The organism is Micromonospora profundi, assembly GCF_011927785.1.
Classification (GTDB): Bacteria; Actinomycetota; Actinomycetes; order Mycobacteriales; family Micromonosporaceae; genus Micromonospora; species Micromonospora profundi.
Genome location: NZ_JAATJK010000001.1, coordinates 223720 through 243879, shown reverse-complemented (window position 1 = coordinate 243879; position 20160 = coordinate 223720). Strand labels below are relative to the sequence as shown.

16 protein-coding genes are annotated in these 20160 nt (G+C 70.4%); 7 read left to right on the top strand and 9 right to left on the bottom strand.

Annotated features, from left to right (window positions below):
* The first annotated feature begins 13 nt into the window (after nt 1–13).
* The 4 genes from F4558_RS01090 (at nt 14) to F4558_RS01075 (ending at nt 4998) form a co-directional block, all read left to right on the top strand.
* Complete coding sequence (locus F4558_RS01090; protein WP_167942932.1) at nt 14–1345, top strand: aspartate aminotransferase family protein; 1332 nt, start codon at nt 14–16, stop codon at nt 1343–1345.
* Between the two features lie 114 nt (nt 1346–1459).
* Nucleotides 1460–2611, top strand: a complete 1152-nt coding sequence (locus tag F4558_RS01085; protein ID WP_209273145.1) for a thiamine pyrophosphate-dependent dehydrogenase E1 component subunit alpha — start codon at nt 1460–1462, stop codon at nt 2609–2611.
* Nucleotides 2612–2638: 27 nt separating this feature from the next.
* Nucleotides 2639–3625: an alpha-ketoacid dehydrogenase subunit beta gene (locus F4558_RS01080; protein WP_167942931.1), complete on the top strand. Its 987-nt coding sequence runs from the start codon at nt 2639–2641 to the stop codon at nt 3623–3625.
* A 14-nt stretch (nt 3626–3639) separates the two neighbouring features.
* Nucleotides 3640–4998 carry a dihydrolipoamide acetyltransferase family protein gene (locus F4558_RS01075; protein ID WP_167942930.1) on the top strand — a complete coding sequence of 453 codons (1359 nt, stop codon included), beginning with the start codon at nt 3640–3642 and terminating at the stop codon, nt 4996–4998.
* A 78-nt stretch (nt 4999–5076) separates the two neighbouring features.
* Here F4558_RS01075 and F4558_RS01070 read toward each other — a convergent pair whose 3' ends face one another.
* Genes F4558_RS01070 through pdxR form a run of 9 tightly spaced genes read right to left on the bottom strand, consistent with a single transcriptional unit; the run spans nt 5077 to nt 16020 of the window.
* Nucleotides 5077–7377, bottom strand: coding sequence for an arylsulfatase (locus tag F4558_RS01070; RefSeq protein WP_053653147.1), 2301 nt, complete (start codon nt 7375–7377; stop codon nt 5077–5079).
* 8 nt (nt 7378–7385) lie between these two features.
* Nucleotides 7386–8141 carry an SDR family NAD(P)-dependent oxidoreductase gene (locus F4558_RS01065; protein WP_053653105.1) on the bottom strand — a complete coding sequence of 252 codons (756 nt, stop codon included), beginning with the start codon at nt 8139–8141 and terminating at the stop codon, nt 7386–7388.
* Entirely contained in the window at nt 8138–8962 is an 825-nt protein-coding gene (locus tag F4558_RS01060; protein WP_053653106.1) for an ATP-binding cassette domain-containing protein, read from the bottom strand. Before F4558_RS01060 ends, F4558_RS01065 begins: the two co-directional genes overlap by 4 nt.
* Nucleotides 8959–9945 carry an ABC transporter ATP-binding protein gene (locus F4558_RS01055; protein WP_231639945.1) on the bottom strand — a complete coding sequence of 329 codons (987 nt, stop codon included), beginning with the start codon at nt 9943–9945 and terminating at the stop codon, nt 8959–8961. The genes F4558_RS01060 and F4558_RS01055 overlap by 4 nt, the downstream gene beginning before the upstream one ends.
* A gap of 5 nt (nt 9946–9950) precedes the next feature.
* Entirely contained in the window at nt 9951–10835 is an 885-nt protein-coding gene (locus F4558_RS01050) for an ABC transporter permease (protein WP_167942929.1), read from the bottom strand.
* Entirely contained in the window at nt 10832–11776 is a 945-nt protein-coding gene (locus F4558_RS01045) for an ABC transporter permease (protein ID WP_053653109.1), read from the bottom strand. Before F4558_RS01045 ends, F4558_RS01050 begins: the two co-directional genes overlap by 4 nt.
* Before the next feature lie 22 nt (nt 11777–11798).
* Nucleotides 11799–13241 carry an aldehyde dehydrogenase family protein gene (locus F4558_RS01040; RefSeq protein ID WP_167942928.1) on the bottom strand — a complete coding sequence of 481 codons (1443 nt, stop codon included), beginning with the start codon at nt 13239–13241 and terminating at the stop codon, nt 11799–11801.
* Nucleotides 13238–14482: a M20 family metallopeptidase gene (locus F4558_RS01035; protein ID WP_167942927.1), complete on the bottom strand. Its 1245-nt coding sequence runs from the start codon at nt 14480–14482 to the stop codon at nt 13238–13240. Before F4558_RS01035 ends, F4558_RS01040 begins: the two co-directional genes overlap by 4 nt.
* Nucleotides 14483–14493: 11 nt before the next feature.
* A complete protein-coding gene (pdxR, locus tag F4558_RS01030; RefSeq protein ID WP_053653111.1) occupies nt 14494–16020 on the bottom strand; it encodes a MocR-like pyridoxine biosynthesis transcription factor PdxR in 1527 nt (508 codons plus the stop codon).
* A 179-nt stretch (nt 16021–16199) separates the two neighbouring features.
* Between pdxR and F4558_RS01025 the strand changes: the two genes are divergently transcribed.
* From F4558_RS01025 to F4558_RS01015, 3 genes are all read left to right on the top strand, one after another.
* The gene (locus F4558_RS01025; RefSeq protein ID WP_053653112.1) at nt 16200–17306 is read left to right on the top strand and encodes a 3-isopropylmalate dehydrogenase; all 1107 of its coding nucleotides are present in this window, start codon (nt 16200–16202) and stop codon (nt 17304–17306) included.
* 10 nt (nt 17307–17316) lie between these two features.
* Nucleotides 17317–18291: a formylglycine-generating enzyme family protein gene (locus F4558_RS01020; protein WP_376767480.1), complete on the top strand. Its 975-nt coding sequence runs from the start codon at nt 17317–17319 to the stop codon at nt 18289–18291.
* A 228-nt stretch (nt 18292–18519) separates the two neighbouring features.
* On the top strand, nt 18520–20007 hold the full coding sequence (locus tag F4558_RS01015) for an ABC transporter substrate-binding protein (RefSeq protein WP_231639946.1): 1488 nt from the start codon (nt 18520–18522) through the stop codon (nt 20005–20007).
* Nucleotides 20008–20160 lie beyond the last annotated feature (153 nt).

The window sequence follows — 20160 nt, the reverse complement described above, 5'->3', positions numbered from 1 at the left end:
GAGAGAACCGCCAATGAGCACCCGTGCAACGCGCACCTACGAACTGGACCGCGCTCACGTCTTCCACTCCTGGTCCGCCCAGTCCACGCTCGACCCCATGGTCGTCGAGGGCGCCGAGGGCTCGTACTTCTGGGACGGCGACGGCAACCGCTACCTGGACTTCTCGTCGCAGCTCGTCTACACCAACATCGGCCACCAGCACCCCGCTGTGGTCGCTGCGATCCAGGAGCAGGCGGCGCGACTGTGCACTATCGCGCCGCCCTACGCCAACGAGGCGCGCAGCGAGGCGGCCCGGCTGATCGCCGAGCGGACCCCTGCCGGTCTGGACAAGGTGTTCTTCACGAACGGCGGCGCGGAGGCGGTCGAGCACGCCGTCCGGATGGCCCGGCTGCACACCGGCCGGCCGAAGGTGTTGTCCCAGTACCGCAGCTACCACGGCGGCACCCAGACGGCGGTGAACCTCACCGGCGACCCGCGACGCTGGCCCAACGACACCGGCACCGCCGGGGTCGCGCGCTTCTTCGGCCCCTTCCTGTACCGGTCGGAGTTCGGGGCCACCACCGAGGAGGAGGAGGCCGCGCTCGCGCTGCGCCACCTGGAGCGCGTCGTGGAGATGGAGGGACCCTCCACCATCGCCGCCATCGTCCTGGAGACCGTGCCCGGCACGGCCGGTGTCATGCCTCCACCGCCGGGCTACCTGGCGGGAGTTCGGGCGCTGTGCGACAAGCACGGCATCCTCTACGTCGCCGACGAGGTGATGGCGGGCTTCGGGCGTACCGGCGCCTGGTTCGCCCTGGACCATTACGGGGTCGTACCCGACCTCATCACCTTCGCCAAGGGCGTGAACTCCGGTTACGTCCCGCTCGGCGGTGTCGTGATCTCCGACCACGTCGTCGAGACGTTCTCCACCCGCCCCTACCCCGGTGGGCTCACGTACTCCGGTCACCCACTGGCCGCCGCGGCCGCCGTCGCCACCATGACGGCGATGCGGGATGAGGGGATCGTCGAGAACGCCGCCAGGATCGGTGCCGACGTGCTGGGCCCGGGGCTGCGCGAGATGGCCGAGCGGCACCCGAGCGTCGGGGACGTACGCGGACTCGGGGTGTTCTGGGCTGTGGAGTTGGTGAAGGACCGCGCCACGAAGGAGCCGTTGGCACCGTACGGGTCGTCGTCGGTCGAGATGAACGAGGTGCTGGCGGCGTGCAAGCGCAACGGCGTCATCCCACTCGCCAACTTCAACCGGATCCACGTGGTGCCGCCCTGCACCGTTTCGGAGACGGAGGTCAAGACGGGTCTGGCGGTCCTCGACGAGGCGTTGAACCTCGCCGACCGGTACACCGTGTAATTGCCGCGAGCCACCGCCCGCTCGGTCGACGTGGCGGGCGGTGTTCCATATCCGCCATCCGCGGCCCGCCGGTGACCCCGGCGCCGCGGAGCCCAGCACCCAGAAGGTGGCGCCTTGAGTACCTCGAACATCGTCAGGTCACCCGCCGGCAGCTCGACGCCCTCCCCCGCCAATCCCTTCACCAGCACCGCCGACCTTCCGCGAGCCCCGGACGGCTTCATCCAGTTCATCGCCCCGGACGGGCAACTACGCACGGACACCGACGTCGACCGCGACGCCCTCGGCAGGCTCACCCGCGACCTGTACCGCGGTATGCGGCTCGCACGCCGCCTCGACGACGAGGCGTTCGCGTTGCAGCGACAGGGCGAGCTGGGCCTGTGGTTGCAGTGCCGCGGCCAGGAGGCCGCACAGGTCGGCTCCATAGCTGCGGTACGCGCCGACGACTACGTCTTCCCGAGCTACCGCGAGCACGCCGCCGCCCTGTGGCGCGGCATCCGCCCCGCGGACCTGCTCCGGCAGTGGCGTGGGGTCGCCAACAGCGGCTGGGACCCCGAGCCGTACTCGTTCCACATCTACACCCTGGTCCTGGCAGCTCAGTTGCTGCACGCCACCGGGTACGCCCTGGGGGTGCAGCGCGACGGCAGCGACACGGTGGTCGTGGCGTACTTCGGTGACGGCGCCGCCAGCGAGGGCGACGCGAGCGAGGCGATGAACATCGCCGCCACCAATGACGCGCCGGTCCTGTTCTTCTGCCAGGACAACCACTGGGCGATCTCGACGGCCTCGTCGTCCCAGTCGCGCACGCCGATCCACCGGAGGGGGGCCGGGTTCGGTCTGCGCAGCGAGTGGGTCGACGGCAACGACGTCCTCGCCGTGTACGCCGTGACGTCCGCGCTGACCGAACACGTGCGCTCCGGCGGCGGGCCCGCGCTCATCGAGGCCACCACGTACCGGATGGGCGGGCACAGCACGTCCGACGACCCCACGCGGTACCGCACCGACAGCGAACTCGAAGCGTGGCGGGCGAAGGATCCGTTGGCGCGCGTCGAAGCACTTCTGCGCGCCGAGGGCTGGAGCGACACGGCGTTCCTCGACGAGATCCAGGCCGAGGCGGACGAACTCGCCGACCGCACGCGCCGGGAATGCCTGGCACTGCAGGCGCCGGACCTCGCGGACGCCTTCGCCACTGTGCTGGCCGACGTACCACAACTGCTTCAGGAGGAGCACGACGCGTTCGTCGCCTACCGCGACTCTTTCCTCGACTGACGCCAGCCCGGATCGGAGAACACGTTCATGCTCACTCTCTGTCACGCATTGAACAGCGGTCTGCGTCGCGCCATGGAGGACGACGCCAAGGTCATGTTGCTGGGCGAGGACATCGGCCGGCTCGGCGGCGTCTTCCGGGTCACCGATGGTCTGCAGAAGGACTTCGGCAAAGCCCGGGTGATGGACTCGACACTCGCCGAGTCCGGGATCATCGGCACCGCGATCGGCTTGGCACTGCGCGGGTACCGCCCGGTCTGCGAGATCCAGTTCGACGGCTTCGTCTACCCCGCCTTCAACCAGATCGTGTCTCAGCTCGCCAAGATGCGGGCCCGCACCAACGGTCGCACGAGCCTGCCGGTGGTCGTGCGGATCCCCGTGGGTGGCGGCATCGGGGCCGTGGAGCACCACAGCGAGTCGAACGAGGCGTACTTCGCGCACACAGCCGGGCTGCGCGTCGTCTACTGCTCCAGCGCGGACGACGCGCACTGGATGATCCGTCAGGCCATCGCCGGCGACGACCCGGTCATCTTCTACGAGCCCAAACGCCGCTACTGGATGAAGGGAGAGGTGACCCCCGAGGACGAGGGCCCGCCGCGACCGCTGGACCGGGCCCACATCGTGCGTCGCGGCAGCGACGTGACGCTGCTGACCTACGGGGGCATGGTCGCCACCTGCCTCGCCGCCGCGGAGGCGGCCGCGGAGGCGGCCGCGGAGGACGGCCGCGATGTCGAGGTGGTCGACCTACGCTCCATCTCCCCGCTGGACGTGCGGACCATCGAGGAGTCCGTCCGTCGCACAGGCCGGGCCGTCGTGGTCCACGAGGCCCCCACGTTCGCGGGTTTCGGCGCCGAGGTCGCCGCGCAGGTCATGACGCGGTGCTTCTACTCCCTGGAGGCGCCTGTCGAGCGTGTCGGCGGCTTCAACCTGCCGTATCCACCGGCAAAGGTCGAGGAGGAGTACCTGCCCGACCTGGACCGGATCCTCGACGCCGTCGACCGCGTGCTCGCCGCGTGAGAGGAGAGGCCCCAGTGACAATCAAACAGTTCCGCCTGCCCGACGTCGGGGAAGGCCTCACCGAGGCCGAGGTCGTCACCTGGCGCGTCGCCCCGGGCGACCCGGTCGGTCTCAACGACGTCCTCGTGGAGATCGAGACCGCCAAGTCTCTCGTCGAGCTGCCCAGCCCGTACGCCGGTGTGGTGCACAGCCTCCTCGTCGAGGAGGGACAGACCGTCGGCGTCGGCTCGCCGATCATCGCCATCCGGATCGTCAGCGAGCCTGGTCCGGTCGTCCCCGACGACACGGCCAGCACGCTCGCCGCCGATCCGACCGCCGTTCCGCACCCCGACGGTGCGCCGCTACCGCAACGGTCCGCGGTGCTCGTGGGCTACGGGGTGGCCGCGCAGGCACAGACCCGTCGGCGACGACGGAGACCGCATCCCGCCCGGCCCGACGACACCGCCCGCGTGCCGCAGTCGTCGCGGCCGCCGGTGCTCACGAAGCCGCCGCTGCGCAAACTCGCCAAGGAACTCGGTGTGGAACTGGCCGAGGTGCGCGGCAGCGGCCCCGACGGCCGGGTCACGCGCCAGGACGTCCTCGACCACACCGCCCGGCCGGCGCAGCCCGATCCGGGTGCGAAACGTTCCAACGGGTCCACGGCGTCGACAGCGGGAGCCGACAATGCCGTACGGCAGGACGAACGGGTCCCCGTCCGCGGGGTGCGCAAGGCGACAGCTGCCGCCATGGTGGCGAGCGCGTTCACCGCACCGCACGTCACGGAGTTCCTCACCGTCGACGCGACAGGCACCGTCGAGTTCGTGGATCGGCTGAGGAAGGATCCGACCTTCGACGGGGTACGGGTCGGACCCCTGCTCGTGGTGTCGCTGGCACTGCTGGACGCCGTACGCAACCACCCCGACGTCAATGCCCGCTGGGATCAGGAGAACCAGGAGATCGTCCGGTACGCCGACGTCAACCTCGGCATCGCCGCCGCGACGCCGCGCGGCCTGCTCGTGCCGAACATCAAGGCCTCGCAGGACCTGCCGGTGCGTGACCTTGCCGTAGCCCTGAACGAGCTGACGCTGTCGGCGCGGGAAGGTCGCGTCCGGCCCGCCGACCTGGCCGGTGGCACCATCACCATCACCAACATCGGCGTGTTCGGCATCGACGCCGGCACACCGATACTCAACCCCGGCGAGGCCGCGATCCTGTGCCTCGGCGCACTGCGCAGGACGCCGTGGGTGGTCGACGAGCAGGTGGTCCCCCGGTGGACGGTGCAGTTGTCGCTGTCGTTCGACCACCGGCTCGTGGACGGGGATCTCGGCAGCCGGGTGCTCGCCCACGTGGGCCGGTTCGTCGAGGACCCGCTGTGGGGCCTGGCGATGCGCTGACCACACCGTCCAGCGACCTGACGGCGCGTGCACGGACCCCGGTCCGGTCACGCGCCGTCGTCGTACACCGGGCTGGTGTCAGTCCACGACCTCGAACGCGACGCCTGGCGACGGCTGCGGGAGGGCGTCCTGCGCCTGCGCGATCGGCTCGCCGACCTCCTCGGACGCCGCGAGCCGGAACCGCACGTACTCGAGCTCGCCGGAGAAGTCGTGCCGGGATGGGTAGCTCGTGGACACCGGCGAGTGGATGCTGCGACCGATGTCCATGCCCGCGAACCCGTGGAAGTACGGCAGCAGCTGCGGGAACCGCGCCGTGCCCACCGTCTCGCCGTTGACGAGCAGGCGGCCGGTGCCCTGACAGTCGGCGGTCTTCAGCAGCTCGAACGTCAGGTCCACGGTGCCCAGCGGCAACTCGTTCTCGGACCGGACCGTGTAGAGGGTGCCGAGGTAGTTGTACTCGTACACGAGGTGGTTGTCCTGGATGTGCATCACGTACCCGCCGCTGACGTTGCCGAGCACCACGATCACCCCGCCCTGGGAGGTGTCGGTGCGGTGTACGCGCGCGTTGATGGCGTGCGAGCGGTTCATCGTCGGCGGTACGGCCGCACCGGAGATCGCCGGTACGCCAGCCAGGTAGGTGAACACCAGCCTGTCCCGCACCGACCCCGGCCGCGGCACCCGGGCCCGCACGGCGAATCCGCGGTCGTCAAGGGGCAGCACGTCGTAGCGGGCGGCCTCGATCCAGAACTCCTCGATGAGGCGCTGAAGCACCTCGGGATGCTCGGCGGCGAGGTCGCGGCTCTCGGTGGGGTCCTCGTCGATCCGGTAGAGCTCCCAGCGGTCGTCGTCCCACGAGGTGCCGCGCTCGTGGAACGCCACGGCCTTCCAGCCCTGGCGGTAGATGCCGCGGTGTCCGAACATCTCGAAGTACTGGCAGTCCCGGGACGGCGGTGCCTGCGGGTCCCGCAGCCCGTCCCGGAAGCTGCGACCGTGCAGCGGCATCTGCGGGATGCCACGGCGCACCACGGGTGGCTCCACCCCGACGAGGTCCAGCACCGTCGCTGTGACGTCGATGCTGTGCTGGAACTGCTTCCGTACCTGCCCCCCGGGGACCTCACCGGCCGGCCAGCTCAGCACGAACGGCACCCGTACGCCGCCCTCGTGGGTGTGCTGCTTGTAGCGGCGGAACGGCGTGTTGCTGACCTGCGCCCAGCCCAGCGGATAGTTGCTCTGCGCTCGCGGGCCGCCGATCTCGTCGATCCTCGCGAGGCTGTCCTGAAGGTCCTCCGGCACCCGGTTCTGGAAGGCGGTGGGGTTGAGCGTGCCGATGGGGGTGCCCTCGGGGCTGGCCCCGTTGTCCGACATGACGATCACGATGGTGTTGTCGAGCTGGCCGATCCGCTCGAGGAAGTCGACGAGGCGCCCGAGCTGGGCGTCGGTGTGATCGACCATCGCCGCATAGGCCTCCTGCATGCGGGCGAACAGGCGCTGCTGCTCGGGCGGCACCTCGTCCCACGGAACGACGCCGGGGTTGTGCGGTGGCAGCGGCGCGTCCTCCGGGATGATGCCGAGTTCGATCTGCCGCCGGTGCCGCCGCGCACGAACGTCGTCCCAGCCGCTGTCGTAGCGCCCCCGGTACTTCTCCAGGTACTCCTGCGGGGCCTGGTGCGGTGCGTGCGCCGCGGCGTACGCCAGGTAGAGGAAGAACGGCTTCTCCGGCGTGAAGGAGACCTGGTCCCGGACGAACCCGATGGCCCGGTCGGTCAAATCCTCGGTGAGGTGATAGCCCTCCTCGGGCGTGGCCGGCGGGTCCACCTGGTGGTTGTCGTGCACCAACTCCGGATAGAAGCTGTCGGTCTCCGCCTCGAGGAAGCCGTAGTAACGCTCGAAACCCCGGCCCAGCGGCCACTGGTCGTACGGGCCGGACGGCGTCGTGTGCTCCAGCGGCGCGACGTGCCATTTGCCGACCGCCATTGTGTTGAAGCCGGCGTCGACGAGCATCTCCGCGACAGTGGCGGCGGCGTGGGTGATCCGCCCTCGGCCGCTGGGGAAGCCACTGTCGAAGTTCGACAGCATGCGCATGCCGACACTGTGGTGGTTACGGCCGCTGAGCAGGCTGGCGCGCGTCGGCGAGCACAGCGGCGAGGTGTGGAAGTTGGTGTACCGCAGCCCGGAGGCGGCGAGCCTGTCGATCGTCGGTGTGTCGATCTCCGCGCCGAAGCAGCCGAAGTCCGAGAACCCGACGTCGTCAAGCAGCACGTACACCACGTTCGGCTTACCTGCCGCTGCCGCTGGCGGTGCGCTCCAGTGCTCCGTCGACTCCTGGTAGGTGCGTCCGATGGCCCCCTCGTACGGAGGGTCCGCGAGGGGGTTGGTCACTGCCACCCTCAGCCGGCCGTCGTGCCGCCGTCGAGGACGAGCGTGTGGCCAGTCACCATCCGCGCCTCGTCGCTGGCGAGGTACACCACCGCGTCCGCGGAGTCGCGCGGCGTCGCCATGCGGCCCAACGGGATCGACTCCCGGAAGTTCTGCCGGGCGCTGTCCGGAACGTCTCCCATCCCGCCGAGGAACGCCGAGAGCATCGGCGTCTCCGTCGCCGCGGGGGCGATCGCGTTGACCCGGATGCCGTGCGGCGCAAGCTCAAGGGCCAGCCCCTTCATCAGCCCGATGACCCCGTGCTTGGCGGCGGTGTACGGCGAGTACCGCGGGCGGGCGATGACGGCCTGCAGGGACGCGGTGAACACGATCGAGCCGCCACCTGCCTCGATCAGCGCGGGCACCGCGGCCTGCGCCGTCCAGAACGCCCCCTTGAGGTTGACGTCCACGACGCGGTCGAGCGTCGCCTGGTCCACCTCCTCGACGGGCCCGGTGAACGGCGTACCCGCGTTGGCGTGCATGAGGTCGAGCTTCCCGAACCGCTCCACGGCGGTCGCGACGGCAGCACGGCAGTCCTCTGCCCGGGTGACGTCGCAGGCCACCCCGATGACGCTGGTCCCGAAATCGGCTGCCACCCGGACGGCACGGTCGCCGTCGAGGTCGGCGATGACGACACGCGCGCCCTCCTCGACGAGCCGGCCGACGGTCGCCAGTCCGATACCGCTGGCACCTCCGGTCACGACGGCGACGCGGTCAACCAACCTCATGTGCTGCTCCTGTTGAATCGGTCCAGAAGGTCGCCGCGCAGGGTGGGCACCGCGGACAGCAACCTCTGGGTGTAGGGGTGCTGGGGGTCGGAGTAGATCGACGCGGTGTCACCCGTCTCGACGATCCGGCCCTGGTTCATCACCGCGACCCGGTCACACAGGTACCGGACGACGGACAGGTCGTGGGAGACGAGGACCAGTGTCAGCCTGAACTGTTCGGCCAGGTCCGTGAGCAGGTTGAGGATCTGCGCGCGCACCGAGACGTCGAGCGCGCTGACGGGCTCGTCGCCCACGATGACCTTCGGCCCCGCCGCGAGGGCGCGAGCGATCGCGATGCGCTGCCGCTGGCCGCCCGAGAACTGGTGCGGGTAGCGGCTCACCGCCTCCTCTGGCAGACCCACGGCGTGCATGAGCTCGGCGACCCGCGCCCGGTGGTCACCCGGCAGGCGCAGCGCGCGCATCGGTTCCGCGATGATGTCCGCGACCCGCATCCGCGGGTTCAACGACGACATGGGGTCCTGCAACACCATCTGCACGTCCCGCCGCAGGAACCCGAGCCGCCGCTCCGGCACGCCGCTGATGCGCTGGCCGGCGTAGGTCGCTATACCGGCGGTCGGCTGGTCGAGCGCCATGAGGATGCGCGACAGCGTGGACTTGCCGGAGCCGCTCTCCCCCACGATGCCGAACGCCTCGCCCTCGTGGACCTGAAGGCTCACGCCGTCCAGCGCGCGGACCGGCCGCCCCGGCGTGCGCAGCGACTGCCGCGGGGACCGGTACTCGCGCACCACGCCGACGGCTTCCAGCAACGGGGTCGCGGTCATGCCCTGGCCCTTCCGCTCTCTAGGGGCTGGTCGCTCTCGATCGGGTGGTGGCAGGCCGCACGCCGACTGCTGCCGGGTGGCGCCGTCAGCAACGGGACGGTCTTGCAGACGTCGTCCGCGCGCGGGCACCGGTTGCGGTACACGCACCCGCCGGGGAAGGCCCCGAGGCTCGGCACCCGACCGGGGATCGTCGCCAGCCGGCCGCTTCCGTCGGCGCTGTCCAGCACGGTGGACGCCTTCAGACCCGCCGTGTACGGGTGCCGCGGGGAGTCGAACACCGCTGCGACCTCGCCGTGCTCGACGATCGTGCCGCCGTACATCACCAGCAGTTCCTGGCAGATGCTGGCGACGACGGGCAGGTCGTGGGTGATGAGCAGGAGGGACGCCCCTTCCTCGCGCACCAGCGTGTCCATCAGCCGCAGCATCTCCGCCTGCACCGTGACATCCAGCGCCGTGGTCGGCTCGTCCGCCACAAGTACGGCGGGGTCGCAGGCCAGCGCGATGGCCAGCACGACGCGCTGCCGCTGGCCGCCGGACAGCTGGTGCGGGTACTTACGCGCGGTGCGGTCAGGCTCGGGCAGCTGGACCCGTTCGAGCAGCTCGACGGCTCGGGCGCCGGCCGCCGCACGGCTCATCCCGCGATGCAGCCGCAGCGACTCGGCGACCTGGTTGCCGACCCGCATGAGCGGGTTGAGCGCCGTCATGGGCTCCTGGAACACCATCGCGATGTCGTTGCCCCGGACCGAACACATCTCGCGGTCGGACAGGTCCAGAAGGTTACGACCGTCGAGCAGCACCCGCCCCGACGCCGTCACCCCGTGAGGCAGCAGGCCCATCAGGGCGAGGGCCGTCAGGGACTTGCCGCACCCCGACTCACCGATGAGCCCCATGCGGCTGCCCCGCTCGATCTCGAACGAGATGCCCTTGACGGCGGGCACGCCGTGGACCTCGACGACGAGGTCCTCCACCACGAGCCCGCTCACCCCGGTCACCGTCCTCTCAGCCGCGGGTCGAGGGCGTCGCGCAACCCGTCGCCCATGAGGTTGAAACCGAGCACCGACAGGGCGATGGCCAGACCGGGCCAGACTGCGAGCATCGGTTGTACGACGAAGTAGTTCTGGGCCTCCTGGAGCATCCGGCCCCAGGTGGGGGTCGGTGGCGGAGTGCCGAAGCCGAGGTAGGACAGCGCCGCCTCCGCGAGGACCGCGTGCGCGAACGACACCGACGCCTGGACGATGAGCAGTGCCGCGATGTTGGGCAGCACGTACCGGACCATGAGCACCACGCCCCGGCGACCGTAGCTGCGCGCGGCCAGGACGAAGTCGCTGCGCAGCACCTGGAGCGCGCCGGCGCGCGTGATGCGGCCGAACACGGGGACGTTGGCGACGCCGATAGCGATCATGCCGGTGAGCGTGGAGGCGGAGAAGGCTGCCGCGAGGATGATCGCCAGCAGGATGGCGGGGAAGGCGAACACGATGTCCAGCGCACGCATCACGGGTTCGCTGAGCCAGCGCCGCCCGCCGGCGGCGAGCAGACCCAGCGGTACGCCGATCGCCGCGCTGATCGTCACGGCGACGACACCGACGAACAGGGTGGTACGCGCGCCGACGAGCAACTGGCTGAAGATGTCCCGGCCGAAGTGGTCGGTACCGAGCCAGTGGGCGCTGCCGGGGGAAGCCAGCGTCTGCGCCGGGTTGACGCGGGTGGGGTCGTACGGCGTCCAGAGGAACGACACGAGTGCGGTGAGGACGACGAGGCCCACGATGGTGGTGCCGATCACCAGCGTGAGGTTCCACCGGCGGCGCGGCTTGCCGACGCTTGGCGCGACGACGTCGGCGGTGGCCTCGGGTGGGGCGTCGGCGACGGAGGTCATGCGTTGCTCCTCAGCCTGGGGTCGACCGCGTGGTACACCACGTCGACCAGGAAGTTGATCAGCAGCACCGCAGCCGTGAGCACCATGACCGTGCCCTGCACCTTCAGCAGATCGCGGTTGCCGACGTCCTGGAGCAGCATCCGGCCGAGGCCGGGCAGGCCGAAGACGTTCTCGATGACGACGGTGCCGATGAGCAGCGTCGCGAGCTGGAGGCCGAGGACCGTGATGACGGGGATCGCCGCGTTGCGCAACGCGTGCCGCTTCAGCGCCTGCGAGCGGCTCAGACCCTTGGCCCGCGCGGTCTGGATGAAGTCCTCCTGCATGACCTCGACCACCGCGGAGCGGACGTAGCGCATCAGGATGGCGCCCTGCGCCACGCCGAGGACAAGCGCCGGCATCAGCAGGGCCTGGACAGCGCCACCGACGTCCTCCCACCCCGTGAACCCGCCGGCGGGCAGCATCTGCAGCTTCACCGCGAAGACAGTGATGAGCAGGATGCCGAGCCAGAACGAAGGTACGGCGATGCCGACCTGGCTGAGCGCCGACAGCGCCGTTCCGATCGGCGTACGGCTCTTCACGGCCGCGAGGACGCCGAGCGGGAGCGCGATGAGCAGCGCCAGCGTCATCCCGGCCAGAATCAGTGGCACTGTGACGCCGAGCTTGTCGACGATCTCCGAGCCCACCGACACCCCGCTGAGCGGCGAGGTTCCGAAGTCGCCACGGAGCAGGCCGCCGATCCAGTCGAGGTACCGCTCGGTGAACGGCCGGTTCGTCCCGAACTGCTCGCGCAACGCCTCCAGCGCCTCGGGGGTGGCGTTCACGCCGAGCCTTGCCTGCGCCTGGTCACCGGGCAGCAGCGACAGCAACGTGAAGACGAGGACGGACGCGGCGAACAGGGATACCGCGAGGATGACCAGCCGCCTGACGAAGTAGATCAGCATGCGGGTGTGCTCCTACTCCGAATCATGGCCTGATCATCACCATCTTGGTCACGGTGAACTCCTCCATGGCGAAGCGGGGCCCTTCCCGTCCGATACCGGAGTCCTTCACGCCGCCGTAGGGCATGTTGTCGGCCCGGAACCCGGGCACCTCGTTGACGAGTACCCCGCCGACGTCGAGGCGGCGTACGGCGTCGAGGGCGACCGCCAGGTCGCGCGTGAAGACGGCTGCCTGCAACCCGTAGCGGGACCGGTTGACAGTCGCGACGGCAGCGTCCATGTCGGCCACCGAACGGATGCACACCACTGGCCCGAAGATCTCCTCCGACCAGCACTCGGCGTCCTCGGGGACGTCGACGAGCACTGTCGGTTGCAGGACGCGGCCCTGCGCCGTTCCGCCGGCCAGGCAGCGGGCCCCGCTGGCGACCGCCCGGTCCACCCACGAGTGGACCCGCTCGGTGGACGCCTCGTCCACGAGGGCTGACACGCGGGTGTCCGCGGACCGGGGATCCCCTGTGGTGACGGTCTCCAGCAGCGGCTGGAGGCGCTCGATCAGCGCCTCGCGGACCGGCTCCTCGACGATGACCCGCTGGACGCTGATGCACGCCTGCCCGGATGCGTAGAACCCGCCGCGTACGACGGCCTCGGCGGCCCGGTCGAGGTCGGCGTCGCGGCCGATGACGAGCGCGGCGTTGGACCCGAGTTCCAGCAGCACCTTCCGCGGGGCGGCGGCACGGGCGATCTCGTGCCCGACCTTCGCGGAACCGGTGAAGGACACGGCGGCGACGTACGGGTGCGTGGTCAGGATCTTGCCGACCTCGACGCCACCGGTGACGAGTTGCACGCCGGCCGCCGGGCAACCCGCGCGCCGGAACAGGTCGACGAGCACGAGCGTGGCGAGGGGCGTGTTGGGCGCCGGCTTGACGATGACCGGGCAGCCCGCCGCGACGGACGGCGCGACCTTGTGCGCGGCCAGCAGCAGCGGGTAGTTGAACCCGGTGATGCCGACGACGACGCCGATCGGGCGGCGTACCCAGAACCCCACCATGCCCTCGCCGGCCGGCTGCATGTCGAGGGCGACCGTCTCGCCGGTGAGGTGCCCGACCTCCTCGGCGGCCGTCTCCAGCGTGACAAGGGTGCGGGCGACCTCGACCCGACAGTCGACAAGCGGCTTGCCGGTCTCGAGGACGAGCAACTCGGCGAGGGACCCGGCGAGGGCGCGGACGTCGGCGGCGACCTGCATCAGCACCCGACGGCGTGCGTGGCCGGGCAGGTTGGCCATCTGCTCGGCGACGTCGTGCGCGGCCTTGACGGCGGCCTCCGCGTCATCGGAGCTGCCCCACGGCGCCTCGGTCACGGTGCTGCCGTCGTACGGGAACCGCACAGGCTTCATCTGCGTGGCGGTCACCCAGCCGTCGCCGATCGGCAGGCCGGCCGGCAGCGCGGCCAGCAGCTCCTGGGCGGTCACAGCGCCCCACCCGCCTCGGCGACCGTGGCGCCGGTGAGGAAGACCAGCGCGGCCTCGGCGTAAACCCTGGTCTTGCGTACGACGTCGTCGACCTCGACGTACTCGTCGGGCTGGTGGGCGATCCACTTCGGACCGGGACCGTAGACGACGTTCGGGATGCCGCTGTCACGCCACAGGATCGTTCCGTCGGTAGCGCCGGGCACGCCGCCGAAGGCGGGTTCGACACCGGTGACGTCGCGGTGGGCCCGGGCCACGGCGAGCGCGATGGGGTGGTCCTCGGGCGTGACAGCGCAGGGCCTGTCGTCGACGACGTCGACGGCGAACGTGACGCCGTGCCGGGCGCCGATGGCCGCCGCGTCGGAGCGGACGCGCTCGGCGAGGGCGGCGTGGTCGACACCGGGCACCGTGCGGCAGTCCACGCCGAGGACGGCCCGGCCCGGGATGACGTTGATCTGGTCGGCGGAGCCGGCGTCCAGAACCGTGGGGGTCAGGTACGTCAGGCCGAGATGCTCGTGCTCACCGGGCACCACCTGCAACTCCGCCTGAAAACGGCTGAGGGCCTGGACGAGTTCGGCCACCGCGGGAATCGGGTTGCGGCCGTGCTGCGGCATCGCACCGTGGGCCATCCGTCCGGTACAGGTGACCAGCAACCGAACGGCGCCCTTGGCGACCGCGCAGATCTCCTCCGCCTCCGGCTCGCAGACGATCGCGGCGTCCACTTCGGCGGCGAGGGGGGTGGTCGTGAAGTGCTTCGCGCCCAGCATCTGGCCCTCCTCGTCCACGAGGGCGGCCACCACGATCCGGCCGGGGAACGGCCCGGCCAGCTCGACGGCTCGCGTGGCGTGGATCATCGCGGCGACGCCGGCCTTCATGTCGGCGGAGCCGCGGCCGTACAGGCGCCCGTCGACGATCTCGCCGCCGAACGGGTCGACGGTCCACTCGTCACGAGAGCCCTCGGTGACGACATCGGTGTGCCCCTCGAACATCAACGTCGGCCCGGGCAGGCCACCGTCCACGACCGCCACGACGTTGGGCCGCCCCGGGGCAACCTCGACGACCTCCGGCTGCCAGCCGAAACCCCGCATGACCTCGGCGACACGCTCCGCTGCCGGCTGCTCGCTACGCTCGCGGGCTGGGTCCCACGTCGAGGGAATGCGGACGAGCTCCTGGGTCAGCGCCACGACGGCTTGCTCGTCGACGAGGTGGCCGGCCCGGAGGGCGGCGTGGGTGTCCGACGTCATGGCGACGGACACTACGAACTAGGGCTGGGAAGCGGAACATCCAGTTTCCGAGGCGGCGGGGGTACCAGTCGGGGCTGCACCAGCGCTTCCACGGCTGCGGCGACCCGTCGCACGCCCTCGTCGATGCGGTCCAGCGGCATCACCTGGTACCCCAGCCGGAAGTGGTGCCGTGGGGCAGGCCGGGCGATCCAGTACGGCGCACCGGGGTCGAGCAGGACGCCCTGCCGGCGCAGCCCGCGGGCGAGTTCCTCGGCGTCCAGGCCCGCGGGGCCGGTGATCCATCGGGCCAGCCCACCACGCGGCACCGGTTGCGGCCCCCAGTGCACGTGACGCTCCACCGCCCGCACCATCTCCTCGTAAAGCCCCTGGTAGTGGGCGCGGATGCGGCGGACGTGACGGGCGAGGTCGCGGCTGGCGATCAACCGCGCGAGGGCGCATTGCATAGGGCCGGGCGGATGGCGTAACACATAGCGGGAACGTGCCCGCATCGCGTCCACAAGCGCCGGGGACGCCACCACGTAACCGAGCCGCAAGCCGGGCGCCAGCAGCTTGCTGAAGCTGCCGAGGTAGACGACGCGGTCCTCGTCGTCGAGGGCGCGCACCGCCACCGCGGGGATGCCGCGGAACGTCATCTCCGGGTCGTAGTCGTCCTCGATCACCACCGCGTCCGCCGCACTTGCCCGTCGCAGCAGCTCCTCTCGCCGGGATGCCGACATCGTCGCTCCGGTCGGGTACTGATGACTCGGCGTGACGTACACCAGACCCGCGCCGTGCAGATCCGCCGGCAGGTCCTCCACGACGAGACCGTCCTCATCGACCCTGCCCGGCACCACCTCGGCCCCGGCCATCTGCATGATGGTCCGCGCGTCCGGGTAGCCGGGATCCTCGGCCAGTACGACGCTGCCCGGCCGGACGAGCACGCCCGCGAGCAGGTGCAGCGCATGCGTCGAACCCAGCGTGATCATCACCTGGTCCGGGCTGGCGGAGATGCCGCGCGACGGCAGCACGTGCTCACACAGCTGACGCACCAGCTCCGGGTCGTCGGCCTGCCCGGAGTCCCCGATGACATGCGACAGCCCGTCCTGACGCAGCGCCTCACGCTGCGCCCTCTCCCACGCACCAATGGGGAACATGGCGGGGTCCGGCTGGCCGACGACGAAGGGGAACGGCGCCCGCACCCACGCCGGGTCCCGGTACACCGGAGCGGGCGGCGGGTCCGGAAGCCGCGCCTGCCAGTCGATCGGCTGCGTCGGCGTGCGGGAGGTACGCCGCGCGGCCCGCATCCGCACCACGGCCTCTGAGGAGACGTAGAGGCCGCGCCGGGGCACGGTCACGATGAGGCCCTGTTCCATGAGGCGGTCGTAGGCCGTCAGCACCGTGTTGCGCGAGACGCCCAGCGCCTCGGCCAGCCGGCGGGTACTCGGAAGCGGGCCGTCGTCGTAATGCCCGGCGAGGATCGCGTCCTCGATGCCCGTGATGATCTGCTCGTACAGGGGAACTGCGCTCTGCGGGTTGACCGGCAACAGGAAGTCCGTCATACCGACCCCCTCTCGCGGGGGGCGTCGTCCCGTCGTCCCTTGTCACGCGGGCGCACCGTCCCGGCCCTGCTGGTACTAGCATAACCGGCAACCTGGACCTGTTGCGGACGGCCCAATCCCGCCACGCTGGCCGGGCGACGGCAGGTGACGGTCTCCTGCCCGCGGACAGGGGTGGGCTAATGAGCGCCCAGCGAATCGCGCTGGTGCCAGGGGACGGCATCGGACCGGAGGTCACCGCCCAGGCGGTCAAGGCGTGCGACGCCGCGGCGAGACGGTTCGGGCTCGACCTGGTGTGGGAGGACTACGAACTCGGTGCGGACTACTGGCGCATCACCGGCCAGGTCGTGCCGCCCGATGTGGAGCAGGAGCTGGCAAAGGCGGACGCCATTCTCTTCGGCGCTGTCGGAGACCCGTCGGTGCCACCCGGCGTACTCGAACGCGGCCTGGTGATCCACCTACGGACGGCCTTCGACCAGTACGTCAACCTGCGGCCCGTCAAGCTGCTGCCCGGCGTCCCCACGCCCATCAAGGGACTCCGTCCCGAGCAGTGTGACCTCGTGATCCTTCGGGAGAACACCGAGGGCGCCTACGTCGGTGCGGGCGGCTTCATCCACCGTGGGGGGCCGGACGAGATCGCGACCCAGGAGTCGGTCAACACCCGCAAGGGTGTCGAACGCCTGATCCGGCACGGCTTCCGGCTGGCTATGGGTCGGCCGCGCAAGCACGTCACACTTGTGCACAAGGCGAACATCCTCACGTACGCCGGCGACCTGTGGCAGCGGACCTTCGATGAGGTGTCGGCGGAGCACCCCGACATCGAGGTGGACTACGTGCACGTCGACGCGATGTGCCTCTACCTGGTCACGCAGCCGGAGCGGTTCGACGTTGTCGTCACCGACAACCTGTTCGGCGACATCATCACCGACCTCGGCGCAGCCGTGCAGGGTGGTCTCGGCCTGGCCGCCAGCGGCAATCTCAACCCGACGGGCTCGGCGCCGAGCATGTTCGAGCCGGTCCACGGCTCCGCACCTGACATCGCCGGCCGGGGCTGGGCCAATCCCGCAGGCTCGATCCTCAGCGCCGCTCTCATGCTGGAGCACCTGGGCCACCCGGAGGCGGCGCGCAGCCTCGAGGCCGGGGTGAAGGCGGTGCTGCCGAGGCTGGGCGCGATGCGCGGCCCGGAGATGGGGATGTCGACGGAGGACTTCGGGGATGCCGTTGCCGCAGCCATCAGTGAGGGCGTCGAAAGCGGGTCCGACCCTCTGCCAGCGCAGTACGGCCGGTGAGAGAGCGCAGGTGAACGACGCACCCGCCGGCCCGATCGACGATGGGGGCAGGGCTGTGGCGTCGCCGTGCTGCGCGTTGAAACGCACGCCCGCCGCTGCGTCGGCGGCCGCCGACGCAGCGGCGGATGCGGCCGCCCGCACGGGCTCGCCGCGCTCTGCCCACACGGTGGGCCTGCTCGCGCTGTCCGGGGGCACGTTCCTCATGGGCGCCGACGACCCTGACGGTGTTCCAGAGGACATGGAGGGTCCGGCCCGCCCGGTGCGGGTGGACTCGTTCGAGATCGCTGCGACACCTGTGACGAACCGGGAGTTCGCCCGCTTCGTCGAGTCGACCGGGTACCGCACGGACGCGGAGCGGTTCGGCTGGTCCTTCGTCTTCCACCTGCTGCTGGCGCCGTCCGCACGCCAGCACGTCCTGGACGCCGCCGTGCCGCAGGCGGCATGGTGGCTGGCGGTTCAGGGAGCCGATTGGGCGGCCCCGGACGGACCCGGGTCGACAGTCCAGGGACGTGAGCAGCACCCGGTCGTGCACGTCTCCTATCGGGACGCGCAGGCGTACTGCGAGTGGTCCGGGACACGGCTGGCGACCGAGGCCGAGTGGGAGTACGCGGCGCGCGGCGGGCTGCCGCAGGCCCGCTTCGCCTGGGGCGACGAGCTGACACCGGACGGGCAGCACCGCTGCAACATCTGGCAGGGCACCTTCCCGACCGTAAACAGCGCGGACGACGGTTTCGTGGGGACGTCGCCGGTGACAGCCTTCCCACCCAACGGCTTCGGGCTGTACGACGTCGCCGGCAACGTATGGGAGATCACCGCGGAGCCGTGGCGGGACCCGTGGGGCCGTACGCTGCCCGGCGAGCGTGTCATTCGCGGTGGCTCCTACCTGTGCCACGACTCGTACTGCAACCGCTACCGTGTGGCGGCCCGGAGCCGCACGACCGAGGATTCCTCAAGCGGCAACACCGGCTTCAGGGTGGCGCGGTAGCCCCGACGGCAGCCCGAGCAGCACGGACGCCGGAAGCCCTGCCGCTTGAGATGTCCCAGGTCCCGCATGGTGGGCGCAGGCCGATTGGTACCTGCCGACCCTGCTGATCTGGCCCTTTCGCATCATGTACCACCCTCCTAGTGTCCCGGCTCACAGGACATGAGCGCCCTTGGCGTTCTTCGCGATGGGACGACACGAATGAATCGGCTGACGATAAAGTGGCCCGCCGTGCTGCTCGCCACTGCACTGGCTCTTACGGCCTGCAGTGGCGGTGGCGACGCAAAGAGCACCGAGGGCGGTTCCGGCGGCGGAACGCTCACCCTGGGTGCCTACCTGGAGCCTGTGAGCCTCGACCTGACGGCCGAGGCCGGCGCGGCGATCCCGCAGGTTCTCCTCTACAACGTGTACGAGGGCCTGGTGCGCCAGGACCCGGCCAGCGGCGAGGTGAAACCGCTGCTGGCGAGCGAGTGGTCGATGTCCGACGACGGCACCAAGTACACGTTCAAGCTCCGCAGCGGCGTGACCTTCCACGACGGACAGAAGCTCACGGCACAGGACGTCGTGTGGAGCTTCAAGCGGGTGATCGCGGAGGGCTCGACGAACCCGTTCAAGTCGCAGATGCAGGTCGTCTCGGCCGTCGACGCACCGGACGAGTCCACAGTGGTAGTGACCCTCTCGCGGGCCAGCCAGAGCTGGCTGTTCGACATCGCGGGTCGAGTCGGCGTTGTGCTCAAGGAGGGCGCCGACAAGCTGGACACCGCACCGAACGGCACCGGCCCGTTCAAGTTCGAGAAGTGGAACCGGGGCGACAGCATCACCCTGGCCCGCAGCGACAACTACTGGGGTGAGGCTGCCAAGGTCGGCACTGCCGTCTTCAGGTACATCACCGACCCGAACGCGCTGAACAACGCCATGCTGTCCGGTCAGCTGGACATCGTGGCGAACATCCAGGCGCCACAGCTCCTTGAGGTGTTCAAGGGCAACAACCAGTTCCAGGTGGTCGAGGGCGTGACGACAGGTGAGGTCGTCATGGCGATGAACAACACCAAGGGGCCGCTGGCCGATGTCCGGGTGCGTCAGGCGATCCGCCACGCGATCGACCACCAGGCGCTCGTCAAGACCGTCTGGTCCGGGTACGGGACGCTGATCGGCAGCATGGTGCCGCCGAGTGACCCCTGGTACGAGGACCGCACCGGCGACTTCCCGCACGACCCCGCCAAGGCGAAGGAGCTGCTGGCCGCGGCCGGTCACGCCAACGGGCTGACCCTGACGATGGACGTGCCGCCGCCGGGGTACGCCCGCTCGTCGGCGCAGTTCGTGGCCTCGCAGCTGGCCGAGGTCGGCATCACAGTGACCCAGAACAACGTCGAGATGCCGCAGTGGCTCGACAAGGTGCTCGGCAAGGCCAACTACGACCTGTCGATCATCGCGCACGTCGAGCCGCGTGACCTCATCCGCTACAGCCAGCCGGACTACTACTACCGGTACAACAACCCGGCCGTCGCGCAGCTCATGAAGGAGGCCGACACGGCCCTGGACGCGACGGTCCGGGACAAGAAGTTCGCCGAGGCCGCTGCCGTCATCTCCAAGGAGGCCGCCAGCGACTGGCTCTTCCTGCTGCCGAACCTGGCAGTGATCCGCCAGGGTGTCGAGGGCTACCCGAAGGACGCGGTGACCCAGTCGTTCGACGTCACGAAGGTGTCGAAGAGCAGCTGACCAACTCCTCCGACCCAAAGAAGGACCTGGGAGGGCTCCGGCCCGCCAGGTCCTTCTTGGTGTTCGGCCCCCGCTCGGTCTTGGTGTTCGGCCCTCGCTCGGTCTTGGTGTTCGGCCCTCGCTCGGTGCGCCCTTCGAGGCAGACCGCACCGC

Bases quoted from the DNA above. Each gene is read 5' to 3' on its own strand.
- F4558_RS01080 (WP_167942931.1), top strand. From the start codon at position 2,639: ATGCTCACTCTCTGTCACGCATTGAACAGCGGTCTGCGTCGCGCCATG.
- F4558_RS01090 (WP_167942932.1), top strand. From the start codon at position 14: ATGAGCACCCGTGCAACGCGCACCTACGAACTGGACCGCGCTCACGTC.
- F4558_RS01065 (WP_053653105.1), bottom strand. From the start codon at position 8,141: ATGAGGTTGGTTGACCGCGTCGCCGTCGTGACCGGAGGTGCCAGCGGT.
- F4558_RS01035 (WP_167942927.1), bottom strand. From the start codon at position 14,482: ATGACGTCGGACACCCACGCCGCCCTCCGGGCCGGCCACCTCGTCGAC.
- F4558_RS01060 (WP_053653106.1), bottom strand. From the start codon at position 8,962: ATGACCGCGACCCCGTTGCTGGAAGCCGTCGGCGTGGTGCGCGAGTAC.
- F4558_RS01050 (WP_167942929.1), bottom strand. From the start codon at position 10,835: ATGACCTCCGTCGCCGACGCCCCACCCGAGGCCACCGCCGACGTCGTC.
- pdxR (WP_053653111.1), bottom strand. From the start codon at position 16,020: ATGACGGACTTCCTGTTGCCGGTCAACCCGCAGAGCGCAGTTCCCCTG.
- F4558_RS01025 (WP_053653112.1), top strand. From the start codon at position 16,200: ATGAGCGCCCAGCGAATCGCGCTGGTGCCAGGGGACGGCATCGGACCG.
- F4558_RS01045 (WP_053653109.1), bottom strand. From the start codon at position 11,776: ATGCTGATCTACTTCGTCAGGCGGCTGGTCATCCTCGCGGTATCCCTG.